We start from the raw sequence: 26,676 nt of genomic DNA, 5'->3' as shown, positions 1-26,676 counted from the left end.
TTCCTCAAGGTAAGTTGCGTGTAAAAGGTTCGGCAAGGGGACATGCCGTCGCACACTGCGGCGCACAGACATGGTCCATGCTTTGGCCCTGCGCACGGAATGGAAATTGGCCCAGTATCCATGGATATAAAATTCACCCAGCGGCTGTCCTATAAACAAGCCCGCTTGACGGTACTGGTCGGCTTCATTCTGGGGGCTTTGCTCAGCGTTATCCAGATCGGCATCGATTATGCCATCGTCGATCAAACCATCGATCGGCAAATGCGTTCACTGCTGGAAATCAGCCACAACCCCGCCTCGCGCATCGCCTACAACATCGACGCCGAGCTGGCCAAGGAACTGACCCTGGGCCTGTTGCAATCGGAGTCGATCACCGCTGCACGGCTGACGGACAACACTGGCAACATCCTGGCCAGCGTGCAGCGGCCACGCCTGGAAAGCAGCTACCGCTTCATCAGCGACATCCTCTTCGATGCCCAACGCCAGTACGAAGACCCGCTGTTCCTCTCGCACATGCCCGACGACCGCCTCGGCACGCTGCAGTTGACCGTCGACACCTTCGCCATCGGCAACCGCTTCCTGCGCCGTGCCGAAATCACCCTGGCCAGCGGCTTCCTGCGCACGGCGCTGCTCACCGCCCTGCTCCTGGGCTTTTTCTACGTAATGCTGACCAAGCCGCTGAACCGGGTCATCCGCGCGTTGAGCAATAGCGATCCGCACCAACCCAAACCGGCGCGCCTGGACTATCCTCCGGGCCACGAACATGACGAGATTGGTGTGCTGGTGAAGGTCGCCAACCAGCAGTTCATCAGCATGGCCACGGAAATCCAGCAGCGGCGCAGCGCCGAGAACCGCCTGACCGAGTACCTGGGCGAGCTGGAAAACATCGTCTCGGCACGCACCACCGAGCTCAAGGCCAGCAATACCCGCCTGAGCATGTCCAACGAAGAGCTGGAGAAAGCGCGCCGTACGGCCTTGGACATGGCCCAGGCGCGCGCCTCGTTTCTGGCCAACATGAGCCACGAGATTCGCACCCCGCTCAACGGGTTGCTGGGTATGATCGCGCTGTCGCTGGACAGCCCGCTCAATGCCGAACAGCGGCAGCAACTCTCCATCGCGCACGACTCGGGCAAAGTGCTGGTGGAGTTGCTCAACGATATCCTTGACCTGTCCAAGTTCGACGCCGGGCAGCTGGAGCTCGAGCGCATCCCTTTCGACCTCGGCGCGTTGATCGAAGACACTGCCAATCTGCTGTCGCAGAACGCCGCACCCAGCGTCGAGCTGACCTGCCTGATCGACCCGCATTTTCCGGCACTGGTCCTGGGCGATCCGACTCGAGTGCGCCAGATCGTCAGCAACCTGCTGTCCAACGCACTGAAATTCACCCGCTTCGGCCGGGTCGACGTGCGCCTCTATACCCGGCCAGGTGGGGTGCGCATCGAAGTCAGCGACACCGGCATCGGCATCGCTCAGGAAGCTCAGGTCAAGATCTTCCAGCCCTTCACCCAGGCCGGCGCCGGCATCACCCGCCAGTTCGGCGGCACCGGCCTGGGCCTGGCCCTGACCAACAACCTCTGCAAGGCCATGAAGGGCCGCTTGAGCATCAGCTCCGAAGCCGGATTCGGCAGTCAGTTCTACGCCGACCTGCCGCTGGTTGCGCACAGCCCGGCCCAGGTGCCACCGCTGCTGCGTGGCCAGGTGGTGTTGGTCGGGCATGCCGGCAGCGGTCTGGCGGAGCTGTTGCTGGACGTGCTGCCACTGTGGGGCATCGATTACCAGCGCTACGACCTGGGCGCGGACCTCTCCGGCATCGCGCCGGACCTGGTGATCACCGATAACCTGGACTGCCTGTTCAGTCTGCGCCCAGGCATTCAGGCGCCCATTCTGCTGGTGACCGCCTATGGCAACTTCCTGCCGACCGAGCAGGCCAACGCGCTGATGCCGCTGCAGCAGCAAGCCCGACCGCTGGCACGCAACGCGCTGTATCAGGCATTGCGTCGCAGCCTGGTGGGTGATGAGCCGGCGACGCTCGACAACCTCGCCAATCGGCGTAGCGCGCAGCGTCGCGCGCGTATTCTTCTGGTGGAAGACAACCCGGTGAACCAGCTGGTGGCCAAGGGCATGCTGAGCAAGCTGGGGTGCGAAGTCACAGTGGCCGCCCATGGTGGCGAAGCACTGAGCGAGCTGGAAAAGCGCGAGTTCGACCTGGTGCTGATGGACTGCAACATGCCGGTCATGGATGGCTACGAAGCCAGCCGGCAAATACGTCGAAGCGGCCGCTGGCCACAGTTGCCGATCGTGGCGCTGACGGCCAACGCCATGCCCGAAGAGCGCGAACGATGTCGCGCCGCAGGCATGAGCGACTACCTGGCCAAGCCGTTTCGCCGTGAAGAGCTGGTGATGCTGATCGACCAATGGGTACCCGTATAGCCAGGCACCCAACCTGCTTCAGCCCAGCGCCTGCTCGATCTCCTGCGCCAGGTCAGCGGGCTTGGTCAAAGGCGCGAAGCGTTTGACGCTGCCGTCAGGCGCCACCAGGAACTTGGTGAAATTCCATTTCACCTTTTCCGAACCGAACAGTCCGGGCGCGCTTTTCTTCAGGTGAGCGAACAACGGATGGGTCAGCTCGCCGTTGACGTCGATCTTGCGGAACATCGGAAAGGTGACGCCGAAGTTCTTCTCGCAGAACTGCACGATGTCCAGCGTATCGCCGGGCTCCTGATTGCCGAACTGGTTGCAGGGGAAGCCCATCACCACCAGCCCCTGCTTGCGATAGGTCTGCCACAGTTCCTCCAACCCCTTGTACTGCGGGGTGAAACCACACTGGCTGGCGGTATTGACCACCAGCAGCACCTTGCCGGCGAAATCGCCGACCGTCTTGTGCTGGCCGTCCAGGGTGATGCATGGGATGGAGAGAAGATCTTTGCTCATGGTCGCTTTCTTGTCAGAGGTCATGCAGGCTGTTCGGCCCGCGGCTGGAAATCCAGGCACACCGAATTGATGCAGTAGCGCAAGCCAGTCGGCGCCGGCCCATCGGGGAACACATGGCCCAGGTGCGACTCGCACGTGGCGCACTTGACCTCGGTACGGATCATGCCGTGGCTGGTGTCACGGATCTCGACCATCGCCTGCTCGCCGATCGGCGCGTAGAAGCTTGGCCAGCCGCAGCCGGAATCGAACTTGGTGCGCGAATCGAACAGGGGCTCATCACAACCCACGCAGATGAAGGTTCCGTCACCTTTGAAATCGTTGTACTTGCCCGTGAACGGCCGCTCGGTCGCGCTCAGCCGGCAGACGTTGTACTGCTCGGGTTCGAGCATTTCCTTCCATTCTTGTTCGGTTCGCGTGAGCTTGGCCATCGGTACACCTCGGCGGTTCAAAAAGCCCGATCTGTGTCTTTTGCAACGATCGGGCGGCACGTATGATTGCGCCTTTGGACAGCAGTCTGTCACCCGCGTTTCAGCGATTCAATTTTTTCATCTTCAGGGCCGGCGCGGGCCTTGTCATCTTTCGGGACCTCACCATGCAGTTCAGCAAATCGAACAAGCTCGCCAACGTCTGCTACGACATTCGCGGGCCGGTGCTCAAGCACGCCAAGCGCCTGGAAGAGGAAGGCCACCGCATCCTCAAGCTGAACATCGGCAACCCGGCGCCGTTCGGTTTCGAGGCGCCGGTCGAGATCCTCCAGGATGTCATCCGCAACCTGCCCACCGCCCAGGGCTACAGCGACTCCAAGGGGCTGTTCAGCGCGCGCAAGGCCGTCATGCAGTACTACCAGCAGAAGCAGGTGGAAGGCGTCGGCATCGAAGACATCTACCTGGGCAACGGTGTGTCGGAGCTGATCGTGATGTCGCTGCAGGCCCTGCTCAACAACGGTGACGAGGTCCTCATCCCAGCGCCCGACTATCCGCTGTGGACCGCTTCGGTGAGCCTGGCCGGCGGTCACGCCGTGCACTACCTGTGCGACGAGCAGGCCAACTGGTGGCCAGACCTGGACGACATCAAGGCCAAGATCACCCCCAACACCAAGGCCATGGTGATCATCAACCCGAACAACCCGACCGGCGCCGTGTACTCCAAAGAAGTGCTGCTGGGCATGCTGGAAATCGCCCGCCAGCACAATCTGGTGGTGTTCTCCGACGAGATCTACGACAAGATCCTCTATGACGATGCCGTACACATCTGCACCGCGTCGCTGGCGCCGGACCTGCTCTGCCTGACCTTCAACGGCCTGTCCAAGTCCTACCGCGTGGCCGGTTTCCGTTCCGGCTGGATTGCCATTTCAGGGCCCAAGCACAACGCCCAGAGCTACATCGAAGGCATCGACATCCTGGCCAACATGCGCCTGTGCGCCAACGTGCCGAGCCAGCACGCGATTCAGACCGCGCTGGGCGGCTACCAGAGCATCAACGACTTGGTCCTGCCCAACGGTCGCCTGCTGGAACAGCGCAACCGCACCTGGGAATTGCTCAACGATATTCCCGGTGTCAGTTGCGTCAAACCCATGGGCGCGCTGTACGCGTTCCCACGCATCGACCCCAAGGTCTGCCCGATCCACAACGACGAGAAGTTCGTGCTCGACCTGCTGCTGTCGGAGAAGCTGCTGGTGGTCCAGGGCACTGCGTTCAACTGGCCCAACCCGGACCATTTCCGCGTGGTGACGCTGCCGCGAGTCGATGATCTGGAGCAGGCCATCGGTCGCATCGGCCGCTTCCTGAAGAATTATCGCCAGTAAAAACCGAACGTATTCAAGTGTCCGTCTGCATATACACAGTTTGAAATAGTCCCCCGGTTGAATCGACCGGGCGCGCACCTTATATAGCGCATACGCAACACTTTTATCCGTCAGGAGAACGTTACAACCATGATGCGCATCTTGCTGTTTCTGGCCACCAACCTTGCGGTGGTGCTGATTGCCAGCATTACCCTGAGCCTGTTTGGCTTCAATGGGTTCATGGCGGCCAACGGGGTGGATCTGAACCTCAATCAGCTGCTGATCTTCTGCGCCGTGTTCGGCTTCGCCGGTTCGCTGTTTTCGCTGTTCATCTCCAAGTGGATGGCGAAGATGAGCACCGGTACGCAGATCATCACCCAACCGCGCACCCGTCACGAACAATGGCTGCTGCAGACCGTCGAGGAGCTGTCGCGTGAAGCGGGCATCAAGATGCCCGAGGTCGGTATCTTCCCGGCGTACGAGGCCAACGCCTTCGCCACCGGCTGGAACAAGAACGACGCGCTGGTGGCCGTCAGCCAGGGCCTGCTCGAGCGGTTCTCGCCCGATGAGGTGAAGGCGGTCCTGGCCCACGAGATCGGCCACGTAGCCAACGGCGACATGGTCACCCTCGCGCTGGTGCAGGGCGTGGTGAACACCTTCGTGATGTTCTTCGCGCGAATCATCGGCAACTTCGTCGACAAGGTCATCTTCAAGAACGAACAAGGCCAGGGTATCGCCTACTACATCGCGACCATCGTGGCCGAACTGGTGCTGGGTATCCTGGCCAGCATCATCGTCATGTGGTTCTCGCGTCGCCGCGAGTTCCGCGCCGACGAAGCCGGTGCACGCTTGGCCGGCACCAACGCGATGATCGGCGCGCTGCAACGCCTGCGCTCCGAACAGGGCGTTCCGGTGCAGATGCCCGATTCGCTCAATGCGTTCGGCATCAACGGTGGTCTCAAGCACGGCCTGGCCGGCCTGCTCATGACTCACCCGCCTCTGGAAGACCGTATCGAGGCGTTGCGCCGTCGGGGTTGAAGCAACAGGCTGGACAGAGGGCGACGAAAGTCGCCCTTTTTCTTGGGCGTCGAAAATACGGCAGGTTATGCGCCGTTTGCATTGTTCAGATTGCAACTTCGACGCCCTCCCCCCATCAATAGATCATGAACCTACCTGCACAGCCTGATTCGCCACTGGCCCACTTCCACCCGGCAGTAAGCGCCTGGTTCAGCCAGCATTTCGCCGCCGTCACGCCTGCTCAGGCCCAGGCCTGGCCGTTGATCCAGCAGGGCCTTTCAACCCTCATCGCTGCACCCACCGGGTCGGGCAAGACACTGACGGCGTTCCTGGCCGTGCTCGACGAACTGGTAAAACGGGGCCTGGAGCACCAGGGTCGGTTGCCCCAGCGCACGACCGTGCTGTACGTCTCGCCTCTCAAGGCGCTGTCCAACGACATCCAGCTGAATCTGCAACGCCCGCTGCAGGGGATCGCCGAGCAATTGACGACCATGAACCTGCCCGCGGTGACCATCGTCGCCGGTGTACGTACGGGCGACACGCCGCAGAAGGAGCGCGCCGCCATGCGTCGGCAGCCTCCGCACATTCTGGTGACCACCCCCGAATCGCTCTACGTGCTGCTCGGCTCGGATTCGGGCCGAGGCATGCTGGCGGATGTGCACACGGTGATCGTCGATGAGATCCACGCGGTGGCCGGCAGCAAGCGCGGCAGTCATCTGGCCTTGAGCCTGGAGCGTCTTCAGGCGCTGTGCAGCCAGCCTTTGCGACGCATTGGCCTGTCCGCCACGCAGAAGCCCATCGCCCAGGTGGCGCAATTCCTGGTGGGGGCGCAACGCGCATGTTCGATCGTCGACATCGGTCACGCGCGGCCTCGGGACCTGGCGATCGAAGTGCCCGCGGTGCCGCTTGCCGCGGTCATGCCCAACGATGTCTGGGAGCTGCTCTACGACCGCCTGGCAGCCCTCGCGCAGGCTCATCGAACCACTTTGGTGTTCGTCAATACGCGGCGCCTGGCCGAACGTGTGGCGCGGCATATGAGCGAGCGCCTGGGCCGTGAGCACGTTGCGGCCCACCATGGCAGCCTGGCCAAGGAACACCGGCTGGATGCGGAGCAGCGCCTCAAGCGTGGCGACTTGCAGGTATTGGTGGCCACCGCTTCGCTGGAGCTGGGCATCGATATCGGTGACGTCGACCTGGTGTGCCAGATCGCCTCGCCTGGCTCCATCTCCGCGTTTCTGCAACGAGTGGGGCGGTCCGGGCACCATGTCGGTGGCGTTCCCAAGGGTCGCCTGTTTCCCATTTCCCGAGATGATCTGATCGAATGCGTGGCTTTGCTGGACTGCGTGCGCCGCGGCGAACTGGACACCTTGCAGATTCCTCAGGCACCGCTGGACGTGCTGGCCCAACAGATCATCGCCGAGGTCAGTTGCCAGGAATGGCCGGAGCAGGCGCTGCTGCAGATGTTTCGCCAGGCAACGCCCTACGCCGGGCTCGACGACGCGCGTTTCGAGGGCTTGCTGCGCATGCTCGCCGAGGGCTACAGCGGACGTCAGGGCGTACGCGCAGCCTATGTGCATCGCGATGCCGTGACCCGCACCTTGCGTGGTCGACGCGGCAGCAAGCTGACCGCCGTCACCAGCGGTGGGGCGATTGCCGACAACGCCGACTACGCGGTGCTGCTGGAACCCCAAGCGTTGAGCATCGGCAGCGTCAACGAGGATTTCGCCGTGGAAAGCCTCGCCGGCGACATCTTCCAACTGGGCAACCGGTCCTACCGCATCCTGCGCATCGAAGGCGGCAAGGTCAGGGTCGAAGACGCCCACGGCCAGGCGCCGAACATCCCCTTCTGGCTCGGCGAAATGCCGGGGCGCAGCGCCGAGCTGTCGGCCAGCGTGGCGCGATTGCAGGCATCGATCGACCAGCGCCTGGCGCTCAGCGAAGGTCACGTCGAGTCGTTGCTGCCCTGGTTGCAGGACGAACTGGGCCTGGGCCGGGACAGCGCCGAGCAACTGCTCGATTATCTGGCGCGCGCACGTCAGGCGCTGGGCGCCCTGCCCTCGCAGGACACCCTGATCATGGAGCGCTTCTTCGACGCCTCCGGCGCCACGCAACTGGTCATCCATACGCCCTTCGGCAGCCGCATCAACCGCGCCTGGGGTCTGGCCCTACGCAAGCGCTTCTGCCGCACCTTCAATTTCGAGTTGCAGGCGGCCGCCAGCGAAGATGCAATCGTACTGTCGCTGTCGACCAGCCACAGCTTCGAGCTGGAGGAGGTATGGCATTACCTGCGCAGCAACAGCGCTGAGGCGATACTGATCCAGGCGCTGCTCGATGCGCCGCTGTTCGGCGTGCGCTGGCGCTGGAACGCGGCGACGGCCCTGGCCCTGCCCCGCTATAGCGGCGGGCGCAAGGTGGCCCCGCAACTGCAGCGCATGAAAGGCGAGGATTTGATCGCCACGGTATTCCCGGACCAGATCGCCTGCCTGGAAAATATCGTCGGCGAGCGGGAGATTCCCGATCACCCGCTGGTCCAGCAGACCCTCGACGATTGCCTGCACGAGGCCATGGACAGCGCGGGCTGGCTGACCCTGCTGCGGCGCATCGAGAGCGGTCAGATCACCCTCATCCAGCGCGACCTGCCCAGCCCTTCGCCATTGGCGGCGGCTATCCTCAATGCCCGGCCCTATGCGTTCCTCGACGACGCGCCGCTGGAAGAGCGACGCACCCAGGCAGTCCTCAACCGACGCTGGGACGAACCCCGCTCGCCAGACGACATGGGTGAACTGGACACGGACGCCATCGCTGCCGTGGCCGCCGAAGCATGGCCCGCCCCCATCAACGGCGACGAGATGCACGAAGCCTTGATGAGCCTGGGCGCCTTGGCCGAACACGAAGCCCAGCCCGGCGAGCTGGCGCTGTTGAAGACGCTGGCGCGCACCGGCCGTGCTGCGCGCCTGACGCTGGGCGATGGTAATCACCTTTGGCTGGCCCTGGAGCGCATGGCCTGCCTGCAAACCCTCTACCCCAACGCCCAGCTATCCCCCGCACTGCAGGTGCCGGCGCACCTGGCCCAGACGTGGACCCAGGAGAATGCGACGCTGGAGCTGATCCGCGCCCGCTTGAGCGGATTCGGCCCGCAGCGACTGGGGGACATTGCCGCGCCGCTCAACCTGCATCCTGCCGTGGTGGAACTGGCGCTGCTGGAACTGGAATCCCAGGGTTATGTGATGCGCGGCCAGTTTCTCACCCACATCGAGGAAACCCAGTGGTGCGAACGGCACCTGCTGGCGCGTATCCATCGTTATACGGTGAAGCGCCTGCGGCGGGAGATCGAACCGGTCAGCCTGCAGGTGTTCATGCGTTTTCTGCTCGACTGGCAGTGCCTGGCGCCCGGCACCCGCCTGCAAGGCGAGGCGGCCCTGGTCAAAATCCTGGAACAGTTCGAAGGGTACAGTGCCCCGGCTGGCGCCTGGGAGAGCGATCTGCTGCCCGCACGGCTGCGTGGCTACGACCCATCGTGGCTGGACCGCGCCTGCCGCAGCGGCAAGACGGTCTGGGCGCGGCTGGCCAGCAGCGGCAAAGGAACCACCCTGCGCGGTACGCCGATCGTGCTGCTGCCCCGCGCGCGCCTGCCCCTGTGGCGCAGCCTGGCGCCGAAAGTCCAGCCGCAGGAATTGTCCATGCGTGCGCAGAAGGTCGAAGAGACTCTGGCCGCGCAGGGCGCGATGTTCTTCGACGATCTCGTCCACGATGTGCGCCTGCTGCGCACCGAAGTGGAGAACGCACTGCAGGAACTGGTCGCCGCAGGCCGCGTAAACGCCGACAGTTTCGCCGGATTGCGCGCGCTGATCACACCGGCCGGCAAACGTCAGGCGCGCAGCAGTCGCCGTGGTCGCGGTGCTTTCATTGGCGGCATGGACGATGCGGGGCGCTGGGCCTTGCTCCAGGCAAACGGCAGTGCCCCCGATGAAGCCGTCGAACAGATCGCGCTGGTGCTGCTACGGCGCTACGGGGTGGTGTTCTGGCGCCTGCTGCAACGCGAGGCCGACTGGCTGCCCAGCTGGCGCGACCTGCTGCGGGCATTGCAGCGACTGGAGGCGCGCGGACAGATTCGCGGGGGGCGTTTCATCGACGGCTTGTCCGGCGAGCAATTCGCCTTGCCAGAGGCCATCCCAGCCCTGCGCGAGGTGCGCAAAACACCTTTGGATGGCAGCCTGGTGTCCATTTCGGCCAGCGACCCATTGAACCTGGCAGGTACCCTGCTGCCATTGCCCGGCGCCGACCCCCAACTGATCCACAAGACCGTGCCCGCGTTGCCGAGCAACCGTGTGCTCTACCGCGACGGACTGCCCGTGGCGGCCTTGATCGCCGGCAAGCCGGTGTACTGGAGCGAAGAAACCACGGAGCTACGCCAGCAGCTGATCCATCCCCCCCTGTAGCAGCGGCGCGAGCCGCGTCATTGGTGTACGCGGTGTGCCTGAACAGACGCGGTGAGGCCGGACGCGGCTTGCGCCGCTGCTACACGGGCTGCGCCGTTGTGACATTCCGTAATAGCCAAACTTTTGCAATTCGTTGCGAAACCCGCCACCCTCCGCGCCGCTGGTCGATAATGGTCGCCGACGCGGAACCGCAATGCCCGCTGTCCCATCCCTACTACATCCTTCCTATTCGCAAGAGCCTGTCGCCATGACTAACGATCGAGACCATCGGATCGATTTCTATCGGGGTTTGGCGTTGATCTTCATTTTCTGGGATCACATACCGCAAAACCCGCTGGCCAGCTTCACGCTGCGCAATTTCGGCTTCAGCGATGCTGCAGAAGTGTTCGTGTTCCTCGCCGGCTATGCCGCCGTGCTGGCCTACGGCAAGATCGCCCTGCGCGACGGCTATCTGGTGGCCGGCATGCGCATCCTGCGTCGCGCCTGGGTGCTTTACGTGGTCCACATCTTCCTGCTGGCGGTCCTGATGGGCATCATCTTCGTCGCCAACAATCACGTCGAAACCCGCGACATGATCCAGGAGATGAACCTCACCTATTTCGTGTCCAACCCGCAACAGGCGATGGTCGACGAACTGCTGCTGCGCTTCAAGCCCAACCTGATGGACCCCTTGCCGTTGTACATCGTGTTGCTGCTCGGCCTGCCGATCGCCCTGCCGTTGCTGATCAAGCGCCCAGCCCAGGCCATCGGCCTGTCGCTGGTGTTGTACCTGATGGTGCAATGGCTGGGCTGGAACATTCCTGCGCACGACAACGGCCTCTGGTATTTCAATCCTCTGGCCTGGCAGGTGCTGTTCGTCCTGGGTGGCGCCACGGCGCTGCATTCGACGCGCGGGCAGGCCGCGCCGACCCGACCCTTGAGCCGCCAACCACTGTTCCTGGCGTGCGCCACGCTCGTGACATTCAGCGCGCTGGTTGCCCTGGGATGGCGCTGGCCGATGCTGCACGAGGCACTGGTGCCCGGCTGGTTCAGCCAATTGCTCTACCCCATCGACAAGACCAACCTCTCGCCGTCACGCCTTCTGCACTTCCTGGCCTTGGCCTACTGTGTGGCCAAGCTGATACCACAGGGCGCATGGGTGCATCACCTGTTGGCACGCAAAGTCGGGCTGATGGGACGCTATTCGCTCGAGGTCTTCTGCCTCAGCGTGGTGCTGGCACCGTTGGCCGACATGGCCAATGCCCTGGCGGATGACCAGCTCGCGATGCAGATCGCCAGCGCGCTGGTCGGCGCAGGCCTGATGCTGGCCCTGGCCGAATGGCTGGAACTGAACAAACGACTGGGCCGTCCGCGGCTTGAGCTGCCTAAGCCCGAACGGCCCGTGGTCGCACTGGGCAAAGGCCTCTGATCAGGCGTTGCCAGCCGCTTTCAGGCGCGCTGCCTGGGTAAAGTCCAGCATGCGCTTGAGCGGCCGAACAGCCTGGGGAATCAGCGCCGGATTCACGGTAATTTCGTTACTGCCGGCGCGCAGGCATTCCAGCGTACGCTCCAGCGTGTTCATGGCCATCCACGGGCAATGCGCGCAGCTGCGACAGGCAGCGCCGTTGCCCGCCGTGGGGGCCTCGATCAGCGTCTTGCCAGGCACGGCCTGTTGCATCTTGTAGAAGATACCGCGATCGGTTGCCACGATCAGCGTCTGCTGCGGCAACGTACGGGCAGCGGCAATCAATTGGCTGGTGGAGCCCACGGCGTCAGCCAGTGCGATGACCTCTGCCGGCGACTCGGGGTGCACCAGAATCGCGGCATCGGGATACAGCGCACGCATGTCGCTCAGTTGCCGCGACTTGAACTCCTCGTGCACGATGCAGGCACCGTCCCACATCAGCATGTCAGCGCCAGTGTGGGTCTGGATGTAGTTGCCCAGATGCTTGTCCGGCGCCCAGATGATCTTCTCGCCGTTGTCCATCAGGCTCTCGACGATCTCCAGCGCGCAGCTCGACGTCACTACCCAGTCGGCACGTGCCTTAACCGCGGCCGAGGTGTTGGCATAGACCACCACCGTGCGCTCGGGATGCTGATCGCAGAAAGCCGAGAATGCATCGACCGGGCAACCCAGGTCCAGCGAGCAAGTCGCTTCCAGAGTGGGCATGAGCACACGTTTTTCAGGGTTGAGGATCTTCGCCGTTTCGCCCATGAACCGAACGCCCGCCACCACCACGGTGCGAGCTGAGTGCTGGTTGCCAAAACGTGCCATTTCCAGCGAGTCGGACACACAACCGCCCGTTTCCTCGGCCAGCGCCTGGATCACCGGATCGCAGTAGTAGTGAGCAACCAGCACCGCGTCCTGAGCCTTGAGCTCGGCAGCGATGGCTGAACGGTAGTCGGCTTCCTGCTCCAGTGTCAGAGGCTTGGGCTGCTTGGCATCCAGGTGAGCCTGAACCAGAAGGCGTTCGGATATCTGCGTCATGGGGCAAGACCTGCGAGCGCTGATGCGCGAGAGTCGAGTATAGACCGGGCCGACAAGGGCCTGGGAGTATATGCCCTGGCTTTCGTGAGGCTTTTGAGGGCTGGCGCAGGCTACAGAGAAACGAGGTGTTAGCAAAGCCCTATCGCTGCAAGGATAACCACCGAATCCCGGGCATAAAAAAACCCGCAGCTTTTGCAAGCTGCGGGTTTCGAAATGGTGGGTCGTGTGGGATTCGAACCTACGACCAATTGGTTAAAAGCCAACTGCTCTACCAACTGAGCTAACGACCCGTTTCGTGGGGCGTATAATACCGAATTCTTTTGGTAATTCAACACCCTACAGAAAAAAAATCAAAAATAACGTGTAGGGTCACTCACACCGGCTGCAGTGAAGCCTTCCGCGCGCAAGCGGCAGCTGTCGCATTTGCCACAGGCCTGGCCTTCGTCGTCAGCCTGATAGCAGGACACCGTCAGGCCGTAGTCCACACCCAGCGCCACGCCCGCCTTGACGATTTCGGCCTTGCTCAGGTTCTGCAACGGCGCCTGAATGGTGAAGCCATTGCCTTCCACCCCGGCCTTGGTAGCCAGATTGGCCAGGCGCTCGAAGGCCTCGATGAACTCGGGTCGGCAGTCCGGATAGCCGGAGTAGTCGACCGCGTTGACACCGATGAAGATGTCCCGCGCCTCCAGCACCTCGGCCCAGCCCAGGGCCAGCGACAAAAAGACCGTGTTGCGCGCCGGTACGTACGTCACCGGAATACCCTCGCCCAAGGTTTCGGGAACGTCGATCGACGTATCGGTCAGCGCCGAACCGCCCATCCCGTCCAGATTCAGTCCAATGACCTTGTGCTGGACCACGCCCAGATCGCGAGCCACCCGCGCTGCCGCGTTAAGCTCGGCGCGATGGCGCTGACCATAGTCGAAACTCATGGTGTAGCAGGCGTAGCCCTGGTCTTTGGCCATCGCCACTACGGTCGCGGAATCCAGGCCGCCGGAGAGCAGGATGACCGCTTTTTTCTGGTGCTCGGTTGTGTCGTTCATGTCAGCGCCCCGGCTCGTCGTTCCAAAGAAGTTTGTGCAATTGCATCTGCAGGCGCACCGGCAGGTTGTCGGCCACGATCCAGTCGGCCAGATCGGTTGCACGCAGTTGATCCTTGCTCGGCGAGAACAGCACTTCGCCAGCGCGCTGGTCCAGACCGTACTGGATCAGCTTGGAGACGGCCCAGTCGTAATCTTCGCGCGAGCACAGGACGAATTTGACCTGGTCGTTGCGGGTCAGCAGCTCGATGTTCTCGTAGCGATTGCGATGGACCTCGAGGGAACCTGGGGTCTTCAAATCAAGCACCCGGCTGACTCGAGTGTCCACTGCGCTGATGTCGAGCGCACCGCTGGTTTCCACGGAAACCTCATAGCCGGCATCGCACAGGCGCTGCATCAATGGAATGGCATTGGGCTGGGCCAACGGCTCGCCCCCGGTCACGCACACATAGCGGGGCTTGTAGCTAGCCACCTGCTCCATGAGCGAGTCTAGGGTACGCTGGGTACCCCCGCTGAATGCATAGGCGCTGTCGCAGTATTGGCAGCGCAAAGGGCAACCGGTCAGGCGCACGAAAACCGTGGGCAGGCCAGCGGTCCGCGTCTCACCCTGCAGGGAGTAGAAGACTTCGGTGATACGTAGTGTGTCTTGCATAGGGTCCACGGGCGTGACAGCGAAACAGGCTGACCGCCTCCGTTGGGCACTTCAGGCAGCCCGCGCTCGCGTGGCTTCAGGAAGCGTGTTCATAAAATGGCGGCAAATTCTAACAAAAAACCCGCGCCAAGCGCGGGTTTCTTCGAATAGCACGGCAAGCTTCACAATCTTTGCAGGTCTTTCTGCGCCAACTGCGCAGCGGAAGTGCCCGGATACTGGGTCACAACCTGCTGCAGAATGCCTTTCACTCGATCGGTATGACCGAGGCGACGTTCGACGTCGGCCAGCTTGTACAGCGAATCCGGCACCTTGTTGTGCTTGGGATAGAGCTGACTGACCTTGGCGAAGGCTTGACCAGCGCCTTGCAGATCACCTTTGGCAAGGTTGACCTCTCCCAGCCAGTACTGGGCATTGCCCGCATACTGGCTGTTCGGGTATTTGCGCAGGAATGCGGCAAATGCCTGGCTGGCCTTGTCGAAATCCTTGGCTTTGATCAGGTCGAAGGCTGCATCGTAATACAGCTTCTCCTTGGCCGGATCGCCAGGCTCGGAACTGGCTGTCGATTGACCGCCAGCCGATGAAGCACCAGCGCCGCCGGAAGCGCCGCTGGCTGAAGAATTATCCGGTTGAGCAGCGGGTGCAGGTGCAACCCCAGCGCCAATCCGACGATCGAGATCCTGATACCGCTCGAGCCCTTCCTGTTTCAGGCGCTGGATATCGTTTTGCTGGACTTCGACCTGACCTCGCAGACGCGCGATGTCTTCCTGCATTTGCTGCAGTTGCATGAACAGCTCGCCCTGAGCCGAGACAGGCGCTTGCGCACCTGACCCGGCCGAGGCGCCGTTCGTACCGTAACCTGCAGGCGGATAGCTGCCACCAACGGCGCCACTGTTACCGTAGCCTCCATTGTTGTTGCTATCGACCACAGGCACCGCGCCCCAAGCCATTACAGGCAGGGCGAAAGCCAGAACAGTTACAGCACGACGGCACGTTCGCATGACGAATTACTTACGCAGTTCGACGCGACGGTTTTGAGCCCACGACTGCTCGTCGTTGCCGGTAGCTACTGGACGCTCTTCGCCGTAGGAAACCAGTTCCAGCTGAGCTGGCGAAACGCCTTGCAGTACCAGGTAACGCTGAACGGCCTTGGCGCGACGCTCGCCCAGTGCCAGGTTGTACTCGCGAGTACCGCGCTCGTCGGTGTTACCTTCCAGGACGACGCGAGCGCCGTTGGCTTTCAGGTCCTTGGCGTGAACGTCCAGAGCGCGCATGGCTTCTGGCTTCAGGTCCGAGCTGTCGTATTCGAAGTAGAAGGTGGTGATTGCGCGCAGAGCAGCTTCTTCGCTCAGGGAACCGTCAACGGCACCGGTGTTTGCGCCGTAACCAGCGTTAGGGTCGACAGCAGCGCCGCCTTGACCAGCATCTTCGCCGCCTTTGGACGAGCAACCTACAGCTACGGACAAGGCCAGGGCCAGCGCAGCAAACTTACCAAACTTCAGCATTTCCATCGTGAAACTCCTAATGAACCCCAGTGTGTTAAGTACAACGTATTACGCCGCGTCAGTTCAGGTAAGGGGACCAGGACGGTTCTCTGACTTCGCCTTGAGCGGTAGGAAGCGGGAGCCTCACGCGGCCATTTAGCGACACGAGCATCAAGACTCCCCGGCCCTGCTGGCGGGTGGCGTAGATTACCATGGTGCCGTTGGGCGCAACAGTAGGCGACTCATCAAGAGTTGAATCTGTGAGGATCTTTACGCTTCCGCGTTCCAAGTCCTGCGCCGCCACCTTGAAATTGGTGAAACCATCTTGCCGATGAATCATTACAAGCGTCTTTTCGTCAGCCGAAAGTTTCGGGTTGGCGTTGTAGTTGCCCACGAACGTCACACGCTCGGCATTCGCACCACCGGAAGTGCTGGTCTTGTAGATCTGTGGCTTGCCGCCACGGTCCGACGTGAAGTACAGCGTCGAGCCGTCCTTGCCCCAGAAGGGTTCGGTATCGATCGCCGGGCTGTTGGTCACGCGGGTCAACGCACGCGAAGACAGGTTCATCACGTAGATTTCCGGATTGCCATCCTTGGACAGCACCAACGCCAGGCGGTTGCCGTCAGGTGAAAACGCCGGTGCGCCGTTCAGGCCTTCGAAGTTGGTCAGCTGCTCGCGGCGACCGGTGTCGACGTTCTGCAGGAAGATCCGCGGACGACGCTGCTCGAACGATACATAGGCAATGTTGCGGCCATTGGGCGAGTAGCGTGGCGACAGGATCGGCTCGCGCGACTGCAGCAGGGTCACGGCACGTGCCCCGTCGTAGTCCGAACGCTGCAGGGTGTAGCGAGTGGCGTTGGTACCGGCGCGCTCGGCGGTGACATAGAGCATGCGGGTGGAGAACGCACCCTTGATCCCGGTCAGCTTCTCGAACGACTGGTCGGAGATGAAGTGGGCCATGTCACGCAGCTGATCAGTGGTGCCCGACACGCTGCCGGTCAACACGGGTTGCTGGGTGTTGACGTTGAGCAGCGCGTACTGCACCTGCAGGCGACCACCGGCTGGCGTGATGCTGCCGACCATGACGTACTGGGCACCCAGCGCCTGCCAGTCGCGGTAGATGACTTCGCTGGCCTGGGACGGCTGGCTGATCATGTTCTGCGGTGGAATGGGTGAGTAGTAGCCAGAGTTGCGCAGGTCGTTGCCGACGATTTCGGCAATGTTGTCAGGCAACACGCTGCCGCCCTGGAAGCCGAACGGGACGACCGCGATCGGCGTCGCCCGGTCGGCACCGCTGGTGACCAGAATGTTCTTTTCGTCCGCAGAGGCCATGCCGGCTGCGCAGCACAGGACGACGAGCAGTCCTCGAAGAAGGGTAATCACAAGGCAAGATCCTCAGGTGTAAATGTCATCTTGAAGGAACGATAGGGGTTGAAGTCAGCTGGTTTCAAACCCTGCATTTCCGTTAAACGGCCAATGTTCTTGACCGCAGCAACCGCCGAACTGTCGAAAGGCCCATCGCCACTGGAGCGCGAAACGCTGACATTGGTGACGGTACCATCGGGCAACATGTTGATCTGCAGTACCACAGTCATATTCTTGCGTGCAGAAGGCGGACGTGCCCAACCTTCGGCTGCTCGCGAGCGAATGAGGTCATCGAAGTTGCCCGCGACTTCATCACCCTGCTCATCGGCGAGCGCCTGCTGGCGTTCGGGCTTGTCGGAAAGCAGATCGGCCAATGCCTGCGCCTTCTTGTCTTCCGCAGCCTTGCGTGCCGCATCCTGGGCCTTCTTCTTCGCAGCGTCGGCCGCAGCCTTCTTCTTCGCGTCCTCGGCAGCCTTTTTCTTGGCATCTTCGGCAGCAGCGGCAGCGGCAGCTTTCTTGGCGTCGTCTTCGGCTTTCTTCTTCGCGTCTTCGGCGGCCTTCTTCTTGGCGTCTTCGGCAGCCTTCTTCTTGGCTTCCTCGGCCGCCTCCTTCTTGGCCTCCTCTTGCTCGGCTTTCTTCTTGGCGATATCGGCCAACTCGCTCTTCTTGGCTTCGGCAGCTTTTTCTGCCGCTTCGGCCTTGGCCGCTTCAGCCTTGGCTGCGGCCGCCTCTGCCGCTTCCGCCTTGGCGGCGGCGTCGGCTTTCTTGGCTTCGTCGGCCTTCTTCGCTGCTTCGGCCTTTTGAGCGGTTTCCTCTTTCTTTTGTTCCGCCGCCTTTATGGCTTCCTGTTCAAGCTTCTTGGTCTCCATCTGCTCGACTTCAGTTTGTCGCGCGGCAGACTTCTTCGCCTCGCCCGCCAGCTTCTGATTGGTCTGAGTGGTGGCCTGGCTCTTGGACTTGAGCTGATAGAGCGTAGCCTGCACGATGGGGCGCGCTTCGGGCAGTTCGGGCGTCATGGCGAAGCTGACGAACAGCATCCCGAAAACCAGCACGTGCAGGGCCACCGCCCAGACCGTGGGCCAGAAGAAGCTTTCCGAGGCTGAATGCTCTCGCTTTTGCATCACGGGGCCTCGGTAATCAAGCCAACGTTACCGACACCTGCCTGCTGCAAACCACCCATGGCGCCCATGACGGCGCCATAATCCACGGTCTTGTCACCGCGAATGAAGACCTGGGTCTTCTTCCCGTTGGCATTGCCCTGGTTGATGATCGCGGTCGCGGCCTGGGTCATCTGCGCCAGGGTCATGGCCTTGTCCTGCTGCTTTTCAGTGTCTACTTCCTTGCCGACGTTCCAGTAGTAGGTCTTGTCGGCCTTGATGGAAATGGTGAGCACCTGAGTGTTGTTGTCCTGCGGCAACGCTTCGCTGGAAACCTTGGGCAGATCGACCTTCACACCTTGGTTGATCATCGGAGCGGTGACCATGAAGATGACCAGCAGTACCAACATCACGTCGATGTAGGGCACCACGTTCATCTCGGCGACCGGCTTGCGTTTTGGGCGACGACCTCGAGTCATTGGGTTATCCCTGCTCACTCTTCGCTGGTGTGCACTTTACGGTGCAGGATGGCCTGGAACTCGTCAGCGAACGTGTAGTAACGGTTGATCAGGGTTTCGCTGCGGGCAGCAAAACGGTTGTAGGCAATAACGGCCGGAATGGCGGCGAACAGACCGATGGCCGTGGCGATCAGTGCCTCGGCAATGCCCGGTGCAACGGTCGCAAGCGTCGCCTGCTGGGCCGAAGCCAGACCGCGGAACGAGTTCATGATGCCCCATACGGTACCGAACAGACCGACGTACGGGCTGGTGGAACCGACCGTGGCCAGAAACGGCAGGCCCTGCTCGAGCTTCTCTTCCTCGCGGGAGATCGCGACGCGCATGGCACGGCCGACGCCTTCCATCACGGCATCGGGGTCGACGCCCTGCTGCTGGCGCAGGCGGGAGAACTCCTTGAAGCCGGCACGGAAGATCTGCTCGACGCCCGAATCCGGATCCGGATTGCTACCGGCCTGGCGATACAGCTTGGAGAGGTCGATACCCGACCAGAAGCGCTCCTCGAAGCTGTCCAGAGCACGACGCCCGGCGCGCAGCATCGAGCTGCGCTGAAAGATCATGATCCACGAAGTGACCGAGGCGGCCACCAGAATCAGCATCACCAACTGCACCACGACACTGGCATTGCTGACCAAACTCCACATGGAGGTATGGTCGACGACGTTAGCTTCCACGCTTAATCTCCTGCATAGGATTGTTTGCCCAGGTCGCCCGCGTCGGCAAGGGCCGCGCGCAAGGCTGGGGGAATGGCCTGGGGTTTGAAATTATCGGCGCGCACACAGGCCACCATGAACTGCCCTTCGCAGAGCAGCGTTGCATCCCTCACCCGCCATACCTGCTGCTTGAAACGCAGGCTGGCGCGATTCAATTCGGTTATTTCGGCGCTCACCCGCAGTTCGTCGTCCAACCGCGCTGGCGCATGGTAGCGCGCCTCTGCCGAATGGACGACGAACAGCAGGTTCTCTCCTGCCAACTGCGACTGGACGAACCCCAGCGCACGCAAGCGCTCGGTACGAGCCCGCTCCATGAATTTGAGGTAGTTGACGTAATAGACGACGCCGCCGGCATCGGTGTCTTCGTAATAGACCCGACACTGATGGGCGAACGCCTGAACCCCGTTTTGCGCGCGCATACTCTAGTGCTTACTCCTCAGGTTGCCAATCCGCCCAGGCAACTGTTTTTTCGTCGCGTGTGCAGGCAAAGCGCAGGCAAAAGCTGCGTCAGCCCCTAGGACCACGCAAACCCGAATTAGATCGCTGCGCAATGGGCCTTTCACGCGTCGACTTCCTCGGCCTGGGCATCACCGGCAGGCATGTCGCCCAACCGGTTGGGAATGTTAAGGCCGAAATGCAGGTAGGCGTGGCGAGTGACGACGCGCCCGCGCGGGGTCCGCATGATGTAGCCCTGTTGAATGAGGTAGGGCTCCAGAACATCCTCGATGGTGTGCCGCTCTTCACTGATGGCCGCCGCCAGGCTGTCGACGCCCACCGGGCCGCCGTCGAATTTCTCGATCATGGTCAGCAGCAGGCGCCGGTCCTGGTGGTCGAAGCCGCGCTCGTCGACGTCCAGCATGTTCAGAGCCAGGTCGGCGATGGGCTTGGTGATGTGGCCCTTGCCCCGTACCTGGGCGAAGTCCCGGACACGGCGCAACAGCCGATTGGCAATTCGCGGCGTACCGCGGGCGCGCCGGGCGATCTCGAAGGCGCCTTCATCCTCGATCGCCAGCCCAAGAATGTTACCCGAGCGGCTGACGATGGTTGCAAGGTCCGCGGTGCTGTAGAACTCCAGACGCTGGACGATGCCGAAACGGTCGCGCAACGGGTTGGTCAGCATGCCGGCACGGGTGGTGGCACCGACCAGGGTGAACGGTGGCAGATCGAGCTTGATGGAGCGTGCCGCCGGCCCCTCGCCGATCATGATGTCGAGCTGGAAATCCTCCATGGCGGGATACAGGACTTCCTCGACGATGGGCGACAGCCGGTGGATCTCGTCGATGAACAGCACATCGTGGGGTTCCAGATTGGTCAGCAGGGCCGCCAGATCGCCTGGCCGCTCCAGCACCGGGCCCGAGGTGCTCTTGATCGATACGCCCATTTCCTGGGCAATGATGTTGGCCAGTGTCGTCTTGCCCAGCCCTGGCGGGCCGAAGATCAAGGTGTGATCCAGGGATTCACTGCGCCCGCGTGCGGCCTGGATGAACAGCTCCATCTGCTCGCGCACGGTGGGCTGGCCGATGTACTCGGCCAGGCTGAGCGGGCGGATGGCCCGGTCCTGTACTTCTTCGCGATCGCGGCCAGTGGCGGCGATCAAGCGGTCGGCTTCGATCACTTAGATCATTCCCTTCAACGAGCGGCGGATCAATTCTTCGCTGCTCAGCCCCTTGGCATCGATGGCTGCCACGGCGCGGCTGGCTTCCTGGGGTTTGTACCCCAGGGAGATGAGCGCGCTGACGGCATCGGCCTCGGCGCTGTTGACCGGCGCGGGGCCCTGCGGTCCACTGGGCACCAATTCGAACATGCTCGGCGTGGTTTGCCAGGCCTTGAAGCGATCCTTGAGTTCGACCAGCAGGCGCTCGGCGGTCTTCTTGCCCACGCCGGGCACCTTGACCAGCGCCGAGGTGTCCTGCGCCTGTACGCAGCGCACCAGCTCATCGACATCCAGCCCCGACATCAGAGCCAGGGCCAGTTTGGGACCGACGCCGTTCAGGCGGATCAGCTCGCGAAACAGCTCACGCTCGCGCTTTTCATAGAAGCCATAGAGTAACTGAGCGTCTTCGCGTACCACCAGATGGGTATGCAAGGTCACGGTTTCGCCGACCGGCGGCAGGCGATAGAGCGTGGTCATCGGCACTTCGAGCTCATAGCCCAGCCCGTTGACGTCGAGAATCAGGTGCGGAGGCTGCTTTTCAGCCAGGGTACCGCGCAGGCGTCCAATCACGTTTGAATCCTTTGTCGGAAGGCGCAGTCACGCCCTGCTCATGCTGGCCGGATCTTCGAATCCGTGGCCATCATTGCAGGACTTGGGTGAGCTGCAAGCAAAAAAGTTTGAAACGATGTAAGCCGCTAAAGACGCAGGCGGCCACCACGGCTGCGGGCGGTGCTCAGGCCGTGAGGCATGAGACTGGACCGGGTGTGCGCATGGGTCAGCGCGATCGCCAGGGCATCGGAGGCGTCGATCTGGGGTTTCTGGGTCAGCTTGAGCAGGTGCATGACCATCATCTGTACCTGTTCCTTGTTGGCGGCACCGGTACCGACGATGGCCTGCTTGACCTGGGTGGCGCTGTACTCGGCAATCTCCAGCCCCTCCTCGGCCGCCGCAACGATGGCCGCACCCCGTGCCTGACCCAGCTTCAGGGCCGAGTCGGCATTGCGAGCCATGAACACCCGCTCGATGCCCATGGTCACCGGACCGTAGGTCTGGATCACTTCGCGCACACCGCGAAAAACGATCTGCAGACGATCGTGCAGCAGCCCCCCGCCGGTACGGATGCAGCCTGAAGCTACGTACTCGCAGCCTCGTCCGGTTTCACGCACGACGCCAAACCCGGTGATGCGCGAGCCTGGGTCGATTCCAAGAATTAAAGTCATAAAGCCTGCAGTAGTGAGAAACACGGCTGACGCCTTCGCGGGTCATCTACCCGCGAGGAGGCCAGCCCTGTTGAAGCATGGCTTCGATGAAACAAACAGGCCGGTCAGCCGAGCTGTTCCATCACGGCATCGGATATTTCGGCATTGGAGTAGACGTTTTGCACGTCGTCCAGGTCTTCGAGCATGTCGATCAGCTTGAGGACCTTCTCGGCACCTTCCGCGTCCAGTTCGGCGCTGGTGGTCGGGGCCATGACGATTTCTGCCTCATCGGCCTTGAAACCTGCTGCCTGCAGCGCATTGCCCACCGCGTAGAAGCTGGCGAACGAGGTGAATACATCCATCGAGCCGTCAGCGTGGGTGACGATGTCGTCGGCATCGGCCTCCATGGCCGCTTCCATCAAGGCATCTTCATCGACGCCCGGAGCGAAGGACAATTGCCCCTTGCGCTCGAACAGGTAGGCCACCGAGCCATCGGTGCCCAGGTTGCCGCCGCATTTGCTGAACGCGTGGCGCACGGCAGCGGCAGTACGGTTGCGGTTGTCGGTCATGCACTCGACCAGCACCGCGACACCACCAGGACCATAACCCTCGTAGCTCAACTCGACCACGTCATCGCTGCCAGCCGCCCCGGTACCCCGAGCGATCGCACGATCGATGATATCGCGGCTCATGTTGGCGCTCAGCGCCTTGTCCAGCGCCAGCCGCAGACGCGGGTTGGATCCTGGCTCGCCGCCGCCCTGACGGGCTGCGACAGTCAGCTCACGAATCCACTTGGTGAAGATCTTGCCCCTCTTGGCATCCTGGCGCTCTTTGCGGTGCTTGATGTTCGCCCACTTGGAATGACCAGCCATAACGCAACTCCGATTTCTGTGTATTACCCATACGACCCTGCCTCGGCAAGGTTTTCCACTGCCCAACGCAAGGGCGCATCCGAAGATGCGCCCTGTCAGCCGTTATTCAGCCTTGGGCTGTTCGCGCAGACGAATGTGCAGCTCACGCAGTGCCTTGGCATCGACGACGCCAGGTGCCTGGGTCATGACATCGGCGGCACTCTGGGTTTTCGGGAAGGCAATGACTTCACGAATCGACTGCGCGCCGGTCATCAGCATGACCAGACGATCCAGGCCGAAGGCCAGGCCGCCGTGTGGTGGCGCGCCGTATTTCAGGGCATCGAGCAGGAAGCCGAACTTCTCTTCCTGTTCCGCCGCTTCGATGCCGAGCAGACGGAACACCGCCTGCTGCATGTCCTTGCGGTGGATACGGATCGAACCACCGCCCAACTCGGTGCCGTTGAGCACCATGTCGTAGGCACGCGACAGCGCGGTGGCCGGATTGGCCTCCAGCTCGGCCGGGGTGCACTTGGGGGCGGTGAACGGGTGGTGCAGCGCGCTGAAGCTGCCGTCTTCGTTCTCTTCGAACATCGGGAAGTCGACGACCCACATCGGTGCCCATTCGCAGGTCAGCAGGTTAAGATCGTTACCCAGCTTGATGCGCAGCGCGCCCAATGCCTCGCTGACGATCTTGGCCTTGTCGGCACCGAAGAACACGATGTCGCCATCGACCGCACCGACGCGATCCAGGATCACGTTGAGGTTGGCTTCCGGGATGTTCTTGACGATCGGCGACTGCAGGCCTTCGACGCCCTTGGCGCGCTCGTTGACCTTGATGTAGGCCAGCCCCTTGGCGCCGTAGATGCCGACGAACTTGGTGTAGTCGTCGATCTGCTTGCGCGGCATGCTCGCCCCGCCTGGAACGCGCAGAGCGGCAACGCGGCACTTGGCATCGTTGGCCGGACCGCTGAAGACCTTGAATTCGACGTCCTTGAGCTGGTCGGCAACGTCGACCAGTTCCATCGGGTTGCGCAGGTCCGGCTTGTCAGAACCGTAGCGGCGCATGGCTTCTTCGAAGGTCATGTGCGGGAACTCGCCGAATTCGACGCCCAACACTTCCTTGAACAGCTGGCGCACCATGGTTTCGGTGAGGCCGATGATTTCCTTCTCGTCGAGGAAGCTGGTCTCGATGTCGATCTGAGTGAACTCAGGCTGACGATCGGCACGCAGGTCTTCGTCGCGGAAGCATTTGGCGATCTGGTAGTAACGGTCGAAACCGGCCACCATCAGCAATTGCTTGAACAGCTGGGGCGACTGCGGCAGGGCGAAGAAACTGCCGGGGTGGGTACGGCTGGGAACGAGGTAGTCACGCGCGCCCTCGGGTGTGGCCCGGGTCAGGATCGGCGTTTCGACATCGAGGAAGCCGTTCTCGTCGAGGTAGCGACGGATGCTGGTGGTGATACGCGAGCGCAGGCGCAGCTTCTCGGCCATCTCGGGACGGCGCAGGTCGATGAAGCGGTAGCGCAGGCGGGTTTCCTCGCCGACGTCGGAGTATTCGTTGAGCGGGAACGGCGGGGTTTCCGCTTCGTTCAACACTTCGAGCTCGTAACCCAGGACTTCGATGGCACCGGACGCCATGTTCGGGTTGACCGCACCGGCCGGGCGCGCGCGGACCTTGCCAGTGACCTTGACCACGTACTCGCTGCGCACGCGATCAGCGGCGGCGAAGCTGTCGGCGCGATCGGGGTCGAAGACCACCTGGGCCATACCTTCACGGTCCCGAAGGTCGAGGAAGATCACCCCGCCATGGTCGCGACGGCGATGGACCCAGCCGCACAGGGTTATTTCCTGACCTTCCAGGGTCTCGTTCAGTTGGCCGCAATAGTGGCTGCGCATCATAGTAGTGGTTTCACTTCTCGTAATTCATGATTCGATGACGGCGTGTAGCTGGACACGCGGCACCCTGGACATCGTGCAGGAGCGGGCGGGAGCCGGACAACTCACTCGGCCTTGTCGCCACCCGCCAGATTCTTCTTGTTGCCGGTCTTGAAGTCGGTCTCGTACCAGCCGGTACCGCTCAGGCGGAAACCCGGCATGGAAAGCATCTTCTTCAATTCCGGCGCCTGGCAGGCAGGGCAATCGGTCAAAGGCTCGGCGCTGATCTTCTGAATGACTTCCATCTGGTGACCACAGGAAGCACATTGATAGTCGTACATCGGCATGGGTAGTGTCTCGGCAACCAAATAACCGCGGCGCGAGCGGCGCCAGGGTGAAACGCGGGATTATATCCGGTTAATCGGCGCCGCGCAGCCGTCCAAGGTAACAGACGACGCACGATCGCGCCCCATCAGGTGAGTGACACAGACCACGCGCACCAGCCCGCTGAAATTCTTCACGCCGCCATGGCGCAGGTGGACTTCGCGGTCGACATAGGAAAGCAGTGCGTTCACGGTGCACTCATTGGCCAGGGCGATGCGTTCGAGGATCTCCCAGTAGATCCGTTCCAGACGCAGGCAGGTGGCGAACCCGTTCAGGCGAACCGAGCGGGAGACGGGTCGAGCCATGCCCATGTCGAAGTTTTCTGCGTAGGGATCGACGGCAAGCCTGCTCGACCGGTCGAGCTGTCGTGCTCGGGTGGTGATGTTTCCTTCCATGGATCCGTGCCTCCTTGATGATCGCCACCTCCAACCCTGGAGATGTGCTGACGGATCTATGGAAGCGTATCGAGGCGCGATGCCGACAGAGGAATAAAGAGTTGCAGTCGTGCGAAGAGCGGCGTCGTTGTGTAGGAGTGAGTCGTGCTTCGAACAGCCGCGAAGGCCTGGATCGGCACGGCGGGTCCCCTGCTCACGCGGGGTGCCGCCGCGTCGAAAAGAATCAGCCTTCGAGCAGCGAACGCAGCATCCAGGCAGTCTTCTCATGCACTTGCATGCGCTGGGTCAGCAAGTCGGCCGTCGGCTCGTCACTGACCTTGTCCAGCAGCGGGAAAATGCCACGGGCAGTGCGGGTGACGGCTTCCTGGCCTTCGACCAGTTGCTTGATCATGTCCTGAGCCGAAGGCACCCCTTCTTCTTCCTTGATCGAAGACAGACGGGCATACACCGAATAGGCGCCCGGTGCCGGGAAGCCCAGGGCACGAATACGCTCGGCAATGGAGTCCACTGCCAGCGCCAGCTCGGTGTACTGCTCTTCGAACATCAGATGGAGGGTACGGAAAGCCGGGCCGGTGACGTTCCAGTGGAAGTTGTGGGTCTTGAGGTAAAGCACGTAGGTGTCGGAGAGCAGACGGGACAAGCCGTCCACGATCGATTTGCGATCTTCTTCGCTGATGCCGATATCGATTGCCATGTAATGTCCTTGTAGACGATGAATATACACCCCACTGGTGGATGCCCACTTTACCAAGACCCATCGACCCGCGCAGCCTTTGCCTTGCGTGTGTTGCGCCGACTATCCGCCCGACGGCGGTGGACG

General features: G+C 62.1%; 25 protein-coding genes and 1 tRNA gene. 5 read left to right on the top strand and 21 right to left on the bottom strand.

The features are described 5' to 3' along the window. Positions 1–120 precede the first annotated feature (120 nt). Complete coding sequence (locus tag BLV18_RS05215) at positions 121–2,430, top strand: response regulator (protein WP_090356778.1); 2,310 nt, start codon at positions 121–123, stop codon at positions 2,428–2,430. A gap of 18 nt (positions 2,431–2,448) precedes the next feature. Here the strand turns inward: BLV18_RS05215 and BLV18_RS05210 are convergent, their stop codons facing one another. Continuing rightward, positions 2,449–2,931: a glutathione peroxidase gene (locus BLV18_RS05210; RefSeq protein ID WP_090356776.1), complete on the bottom strand. Its 483-nt coding sequence runs from the start codon at positions 2,929–2,931 to the stop codon at positions 2,449–2,451. Between the two features lie 20 nt (positions 2,932–2,951). Next, entirely contained in the window at positions 2,952–3,359 is a 408-nt protein-coding gene (gene msrB, locus BLV18_RS05205) for a peptide-methionine (R)-S-oxide reductase MsrB (protein ID WP_090356772.1), read from the bottom strand. Between the two features lie 164 nt (positions 3,360–3,523). Here msrB and BLV18_RS05200 point away from each other — a divergent pair, with 164 nt between their 5' ends. The 4 genes from BLV18_RS05200 (at position 3,524) to BLV18_RS05185 (ending at position 11,578) form a co-directional block, all read left to right on the top strand. Continuing rightward, positions 3,524–4,735, top strand: coding sequence for a pyridoxal phosphate-dependent aminotransferase (locus tag BLV18_RS05200; protein ID WP_090362019.1), 1,212 nt, complete (start codon positions 3,524–3,526; stop codon positions 4,733–4,735). 129 nt (positions 4,736–4,864) lie between these two features. Then, on the top strand, positions 4,865–5,752 hold the full coding sequence (gene htpX / locus BLV18_RS05195; RefSeq protein WP_049861507.1) for a protease HtpX: 888 nt from the start codon (positions 4,865–4,867) through the stop codon (positions 5,750–5,752). A 125-nt stretch (positions 5,753–5,877) separates the two neighbouring features. Then, the gene (locus tag BLV18_RS05190) at positions 5,878–10,170 is read left to right on the top strand and encodes a DEAD/DEAH box helicase (protein WP_090356770.1); all 4,293 of its coding nucleotides are present in this window, start codon (positions 5,878–5,880) and stop codon (positions 10,168–10,170) included. Positions 10,171–10,417: 247 nt separating this feature from the next. Further along, complete coding sequence (locus BLV18_RS05185; RefSeq protein ID WP_090356768.1) at positions 10,418–11,578, top strand: OpgC family protein; 1,161 nt, start codon at positions 10,418–10,420, stop codon at positions 11,576–11,578. Here BLV18_RS05185 and nadA read toward each other — a convergent pair whose 3' ends face one another. The 19 genes from nadA to BLV18_RS05090 all read right to left on the bottom strand — a co-directional run bounded on the left by nadA (position 11,579) and on the right by BLV18_RS05090 (position 26,550). Beyond that, entirely contained in the window at positions 11,579–12,637 is a 1,059-nt protein-coding gene (gene nadA / locus BLV18_RS05180; RefSeq protein WP_090356766.1) for a quinolinate synthase NadA, read from the bottom strand. Positions 12,638–12,851: 214 nt separating this feature from the next. Beyond that, positions 12,852–12,927 (bottom strand) — tRNA-Lys (locus BLV18_RS05175). A 60-nt stretch (positions 12,928–12,987) separates the two neighbouring features. Continuing rightward, positions 12,988–13,677, bottom strand: a complete 690-nt coding sequence (gene queC, locus BLV18_RS05170; RefSeq protein WP_090356764.1) for a 7-cyano-7-deazaguanine synthase QueC — start codon at positions 13,675–13,677, stop codon at positions 12,988–12,990. A gap of 1 nt (position 13,678) precedes the next feature. After that, on the bottom strand, positions 13,679–14,326 hold the full coding sequence (gene queE, locus BLV18_RS05165; protein WP_043187201.1) for a 7-carboxy-7-deazaguanine synthase QueE: 648 nt from the start codon (positions 14,324–14,326) through the stop codon (positions 13,679–13,681). A gap of 161 nt (positions 14,327–14,487) precedes the next feature. After that, entirely contained in the window at positions 14,488–15,324 is an 837-nt protein-coding gene (gene ybgF / locus BLV18_RS05160; protein ID WP_049861513.1) for a tol-pal system protein YbgF, read from the bottom strand. Positions 15,325–15,330: 6 nt separating this feature from the next. Beyond that, a complete protein-coding gene (pal, locus tag BLV18_RS05155) occupies positions 15,331–15,834 on the bottom strand; it encodes a peptidoglycan-associated lipoprotein Pal (RefSeq protein WP_043187198.1) in 504 nt (167 codons plus the stop codon). Positions 15,835–15,886: 52 nt separating this feature from the next. Next, on the bottom strand, positions 15,887–17,191 hold the full coding sequence (gene tolB, locus BLV18_RS05150) for a Tol-Pal system beta propeller repeat protein TolB (protein ID WP_090356762.1): 1,305 nt from the start codon (positions 17,189–17,191) through the stop codon (positions 15,887–15,889). Beyond that, entirely contained in the window at positions 17,188–18,297 is a 1,110-nt protein-coding gene (gene tolA, locus BLV18_RS05145) for a cell envelope integrity protein TolA (protein WP_090356761.1), read from the bottom strand. The genes tolB and tolA overlap by 4 nt, the downstream gene beginning before the upstream one ends. Beyond that, a complete protein-coding gene (tolR, locus tag BLV18_RS05140) occupies positions 18,294–18,749 on the bottom strand; it encodes a protein TolR (RefSeq protein ID WP_049861515.1) in 456 nt (151 codons plus the stop codon). Before tolR ends, tolA begins: the two co-directional genes overlap by 4 nt. 14 nt (positions 18,750–18,763) lie before the next feature. Beyond that, positions 18,764–19,459 carry a protein TolQ gene (tolQ, locus tag BLV18_RS05135; RefSeq protein ID WP_043187191.1) on the bottom strand — a complete coding sequence of 232 codons (696 nt, stop codon included), beginning with the start codon at positions 19,457–19,459 and terminating at the stop codon, positions 18,764–18,766. A 2-nt stretch (positions 19,460–19,461) separates the two neighbouring features. Beyond that, positions 19,462–19,917, bottom strand: a complete 456-nt coding sequence (gene ybgC / locus BLV18_RS05130; protein ID WP_090356758.1) for a tol-pal system-associated acyl-CoA thioesterase — start codon at positions 19,915–19,917, stop codon at positions 19,462–19,464. A gap of 140 nt (positions 19,918–20,057) precedes the next feature. Next, positions 20,058–21,113, bottom strand: a complete 1,056-nt coding sequence (ruvB, locus tag BLV18_RS05125; RefSeq protein WP_056843359.1) for a Holliday junction branch migration DNA helicase RuvB — start codon at positions 21,111–21,113, stop codon at positions 20,058–20,060. Continuing rightward, positions 21,114–21,722 (bottom strand): Holliday junction branch migration protein RuvA, encoded by a 609-nt coding sequence (gene ruvA / locus BLV18_RS05120; RefSeq protein ID WP_090356756.1) that lies wholly within the window; start codon positions 21,720–21,722, stop codon positions 21,114–21,116. 125 nt (positions 21,723–21,847) lie between these two features. Next, positions 21,848–22,372, bottom strand: coding sequence for a crossover junction endodeoxyribonuclease RuvC (gene ruvC / locus BLV18_RS05115; RefSeq protein ID WP_043193311.1), 525 nt, complete (start codon positions 22,370–22,372; stop codon positions 21,848–21,850). A 104-nt stretch (positions 22,373–22,476) separates the two neighbouring features. Then, positions 22,477–23,223 (bottom strand): YebC/PmpR family DNA-binding transcriptional regulator, encoded by a 747-nt coding sequence (locus BLV18_RS05110; RefSeq protein WP_049861519.1) that lies wholly within the window; start codon positions 23,221–23,223, stop codon positions 22,477–22,479. Positions 23,224–23,325: 102 nt separating this feature from the next. Next, a complete protein-coding gene (gene aspS, locus BLV18_RS05105) occupies positions 23,326–25,101 on the bottom strand; it encodes an aspartate--tRNA ligase (RefSeq protein ID WP_090356754.1) in 1,776 nt (591 codons plus the stop codon). A gap of 101 nt (positions 25,102–25,202) precedes the next feature. Next, on the bottom strand, positions 25,203–25,424 hold the full coding sequence (locus BLV18_RS05100; RefSeq protein WP_049861560.1) for an FmdB family zinc ribbon protein: 222 nt from the start codon (positions 25,422–25,424) through the stop codon (positions 25,203–25,205). A 60-nt stretch (positions 25,425–25,484) separates the two neighbouring features. Further along, entirely contained in the window at positions 25,485–25,856 is a 372-nt protein-coding gene (locus BLV18_RS05095) for a ribbon-helix-helix domain-containing protein (RefSeq protein WP_090356752.1), read from the bottom strand. Positions 25,857–26,079: 223 nt separating this feature from the next. Then, positions 26,080–26,550, bottom strand: coding sequence for a Dps family protein (locus BLV18_RS05090; RefSeq protein ID WP_090356750.1), 471 nt, complete (start codon positions 26,548–26,550; stop codon positions 26,080–26,082). Between the last annotated feature and the right edge of the window lie 126 nt (positions 26,551–26,676).

It is taken from the genome of Pseudomonas coleopterorum (assembly GCF_900105555.1).
Classification (GTDB): domain Bacteria; phylum Pseudomonadota; class Gammaproteobacteria; order Pseudomonadales; family Pseudomonadaceae; genus Aquipseudomonas; species Aquipseudomonas coleopterorum.
Note: the sequence above shows the minus strand (reverse complement) of the source record. Positions and strands in the feature narration are given on the sequence as shown.

Coding starts and splice junctions, on each gene's coding strand:
- BLV18_RS05215 (WP_090356778.1), top strand. CDS start 121: ATGGATATAAAATTCACCCAGCGGCTGTCCTATAAACAAGCCCGCTTG.
- BLV18_RS05210 (WP_090356776.1), bottom strand. CDS start 2,931: ATGAGCAAAGATCTTCTCTCCATCCCATGCATCACCCTGGACGGCCAG.
- msrB (WP_090356772.1), bottom strand. CDS start 3,359: ATGGCCAAGCTCACGCGAACCGAACAAGAATGGAAGGAAATGCTCGAA.
- BLV18_RS05200 (WP_090362019.1), top strand. CDS start 3,524: ATGCAGTTCAGCAAATCGAACAAGCTCGCCAACGTCTGCTACGACATT.
- htpX (WP_049861507.1), top strand. CDS start 4,865: ATGATGCGCATCTTGCTGTTTCTGGCCACCAACCTTGCGGTGGTGCTG.
- BLV18_RS05190 (WP_090356770.1), top strand. CDS start 5,878: ATGAACCTACCTGCACAGCCTGATTCGCCACTGGCCCACTTCCACCCG.
- BLV18_RS05185 (WP_090356768.1), top strand. CDS start 10,418: ATGACTAACGATCGAGACCATCGGATCGATTTCTATCGGGGTTTGGCG.
- nadA (WP_090356766.1), bottom strand. CDS start 12,637: ATGACGCAGATATCCGAACGCCTTCTGGTTCAGGCTCACCTGGATGCC.
- queC (WP_090356764.1), bottom strand. CDS start 13,677: ATGAACGACACAACCGAGCACCAGAAAAAAGCGGTCATCCTGCTCTCC.
- queE (WP_043187201.1), bottom strand. CDS start 14,326: ATGCAAGACACACTACGTATCACCGAAGTCTTCTACTCCCTGCAGGGT.
- ybgF (WP_049861513.1), bottom strand. CDS start 15,324: ATGCGAACGTGCCGTCGTGCTGTAACTGTTCTGGCTTTCGCCCTGCCT.
- pal (WP_043187198.1), bottom strand. CDS start 15,834: ATGGAAATGCTGAAGTTTGGTAAGTTTGCTGCGCTGGCCCTGGCCTTG.
- tolR (WP_049861515.1), bottom strand. CDS start 18,749: ATGACTCGAGGTCGTCGCCCAAAACGCAAGCCGGTCGCCGAGATGAAC.
- ybgC (WP_090356758.1), bottom strand. CDS start 19,917: ATGCGCGCGCAAAACGGGGTTCAGGCGTTCGCCCATCAGTGTCGGGTC.
- ruvC (WP_043193311.1), bottom strand. CDS start 22,372: ATGACTTTAATTCTTGGAATCGACCCAGGCTCGCGCATCACCGGGTTT.
- BLV18_RS05110 (WP_049861519.1), bottom strand. CDS start 23,223: ATGGCTGGTCATTCCAAGTGGGCGAACATCAAGCACCGCAAAGAGCGC.
- aspS (WP_090356754.1), bottom strand. CDS start 25,101: ATGATGCGCAGCCACTATTGCGGCCAACTGAACGAGACCCTGGAAGGT.
- BLV18_RS05100 (WP_049861560.1), bottom strand. CDS start 25,424: ATGCCGATGTACGACTATCAATGTGCTTCCTGTGGTCACCAGATGGAA.
- BLV18_RS05095 (WP_090356752.1), bottom strand. CDS start 25,856: ATGGAAGGAAACATCACCACCCGAGCACGACAGCTCGACCGGTCGAGC.
- BLV18_RS05090 (WP_090356750.1), bottom strand. CDS start 26,550: ATGGCAATCGATATCGGCATCAGCGAAGAAGATCGCAAATCGATCGTG.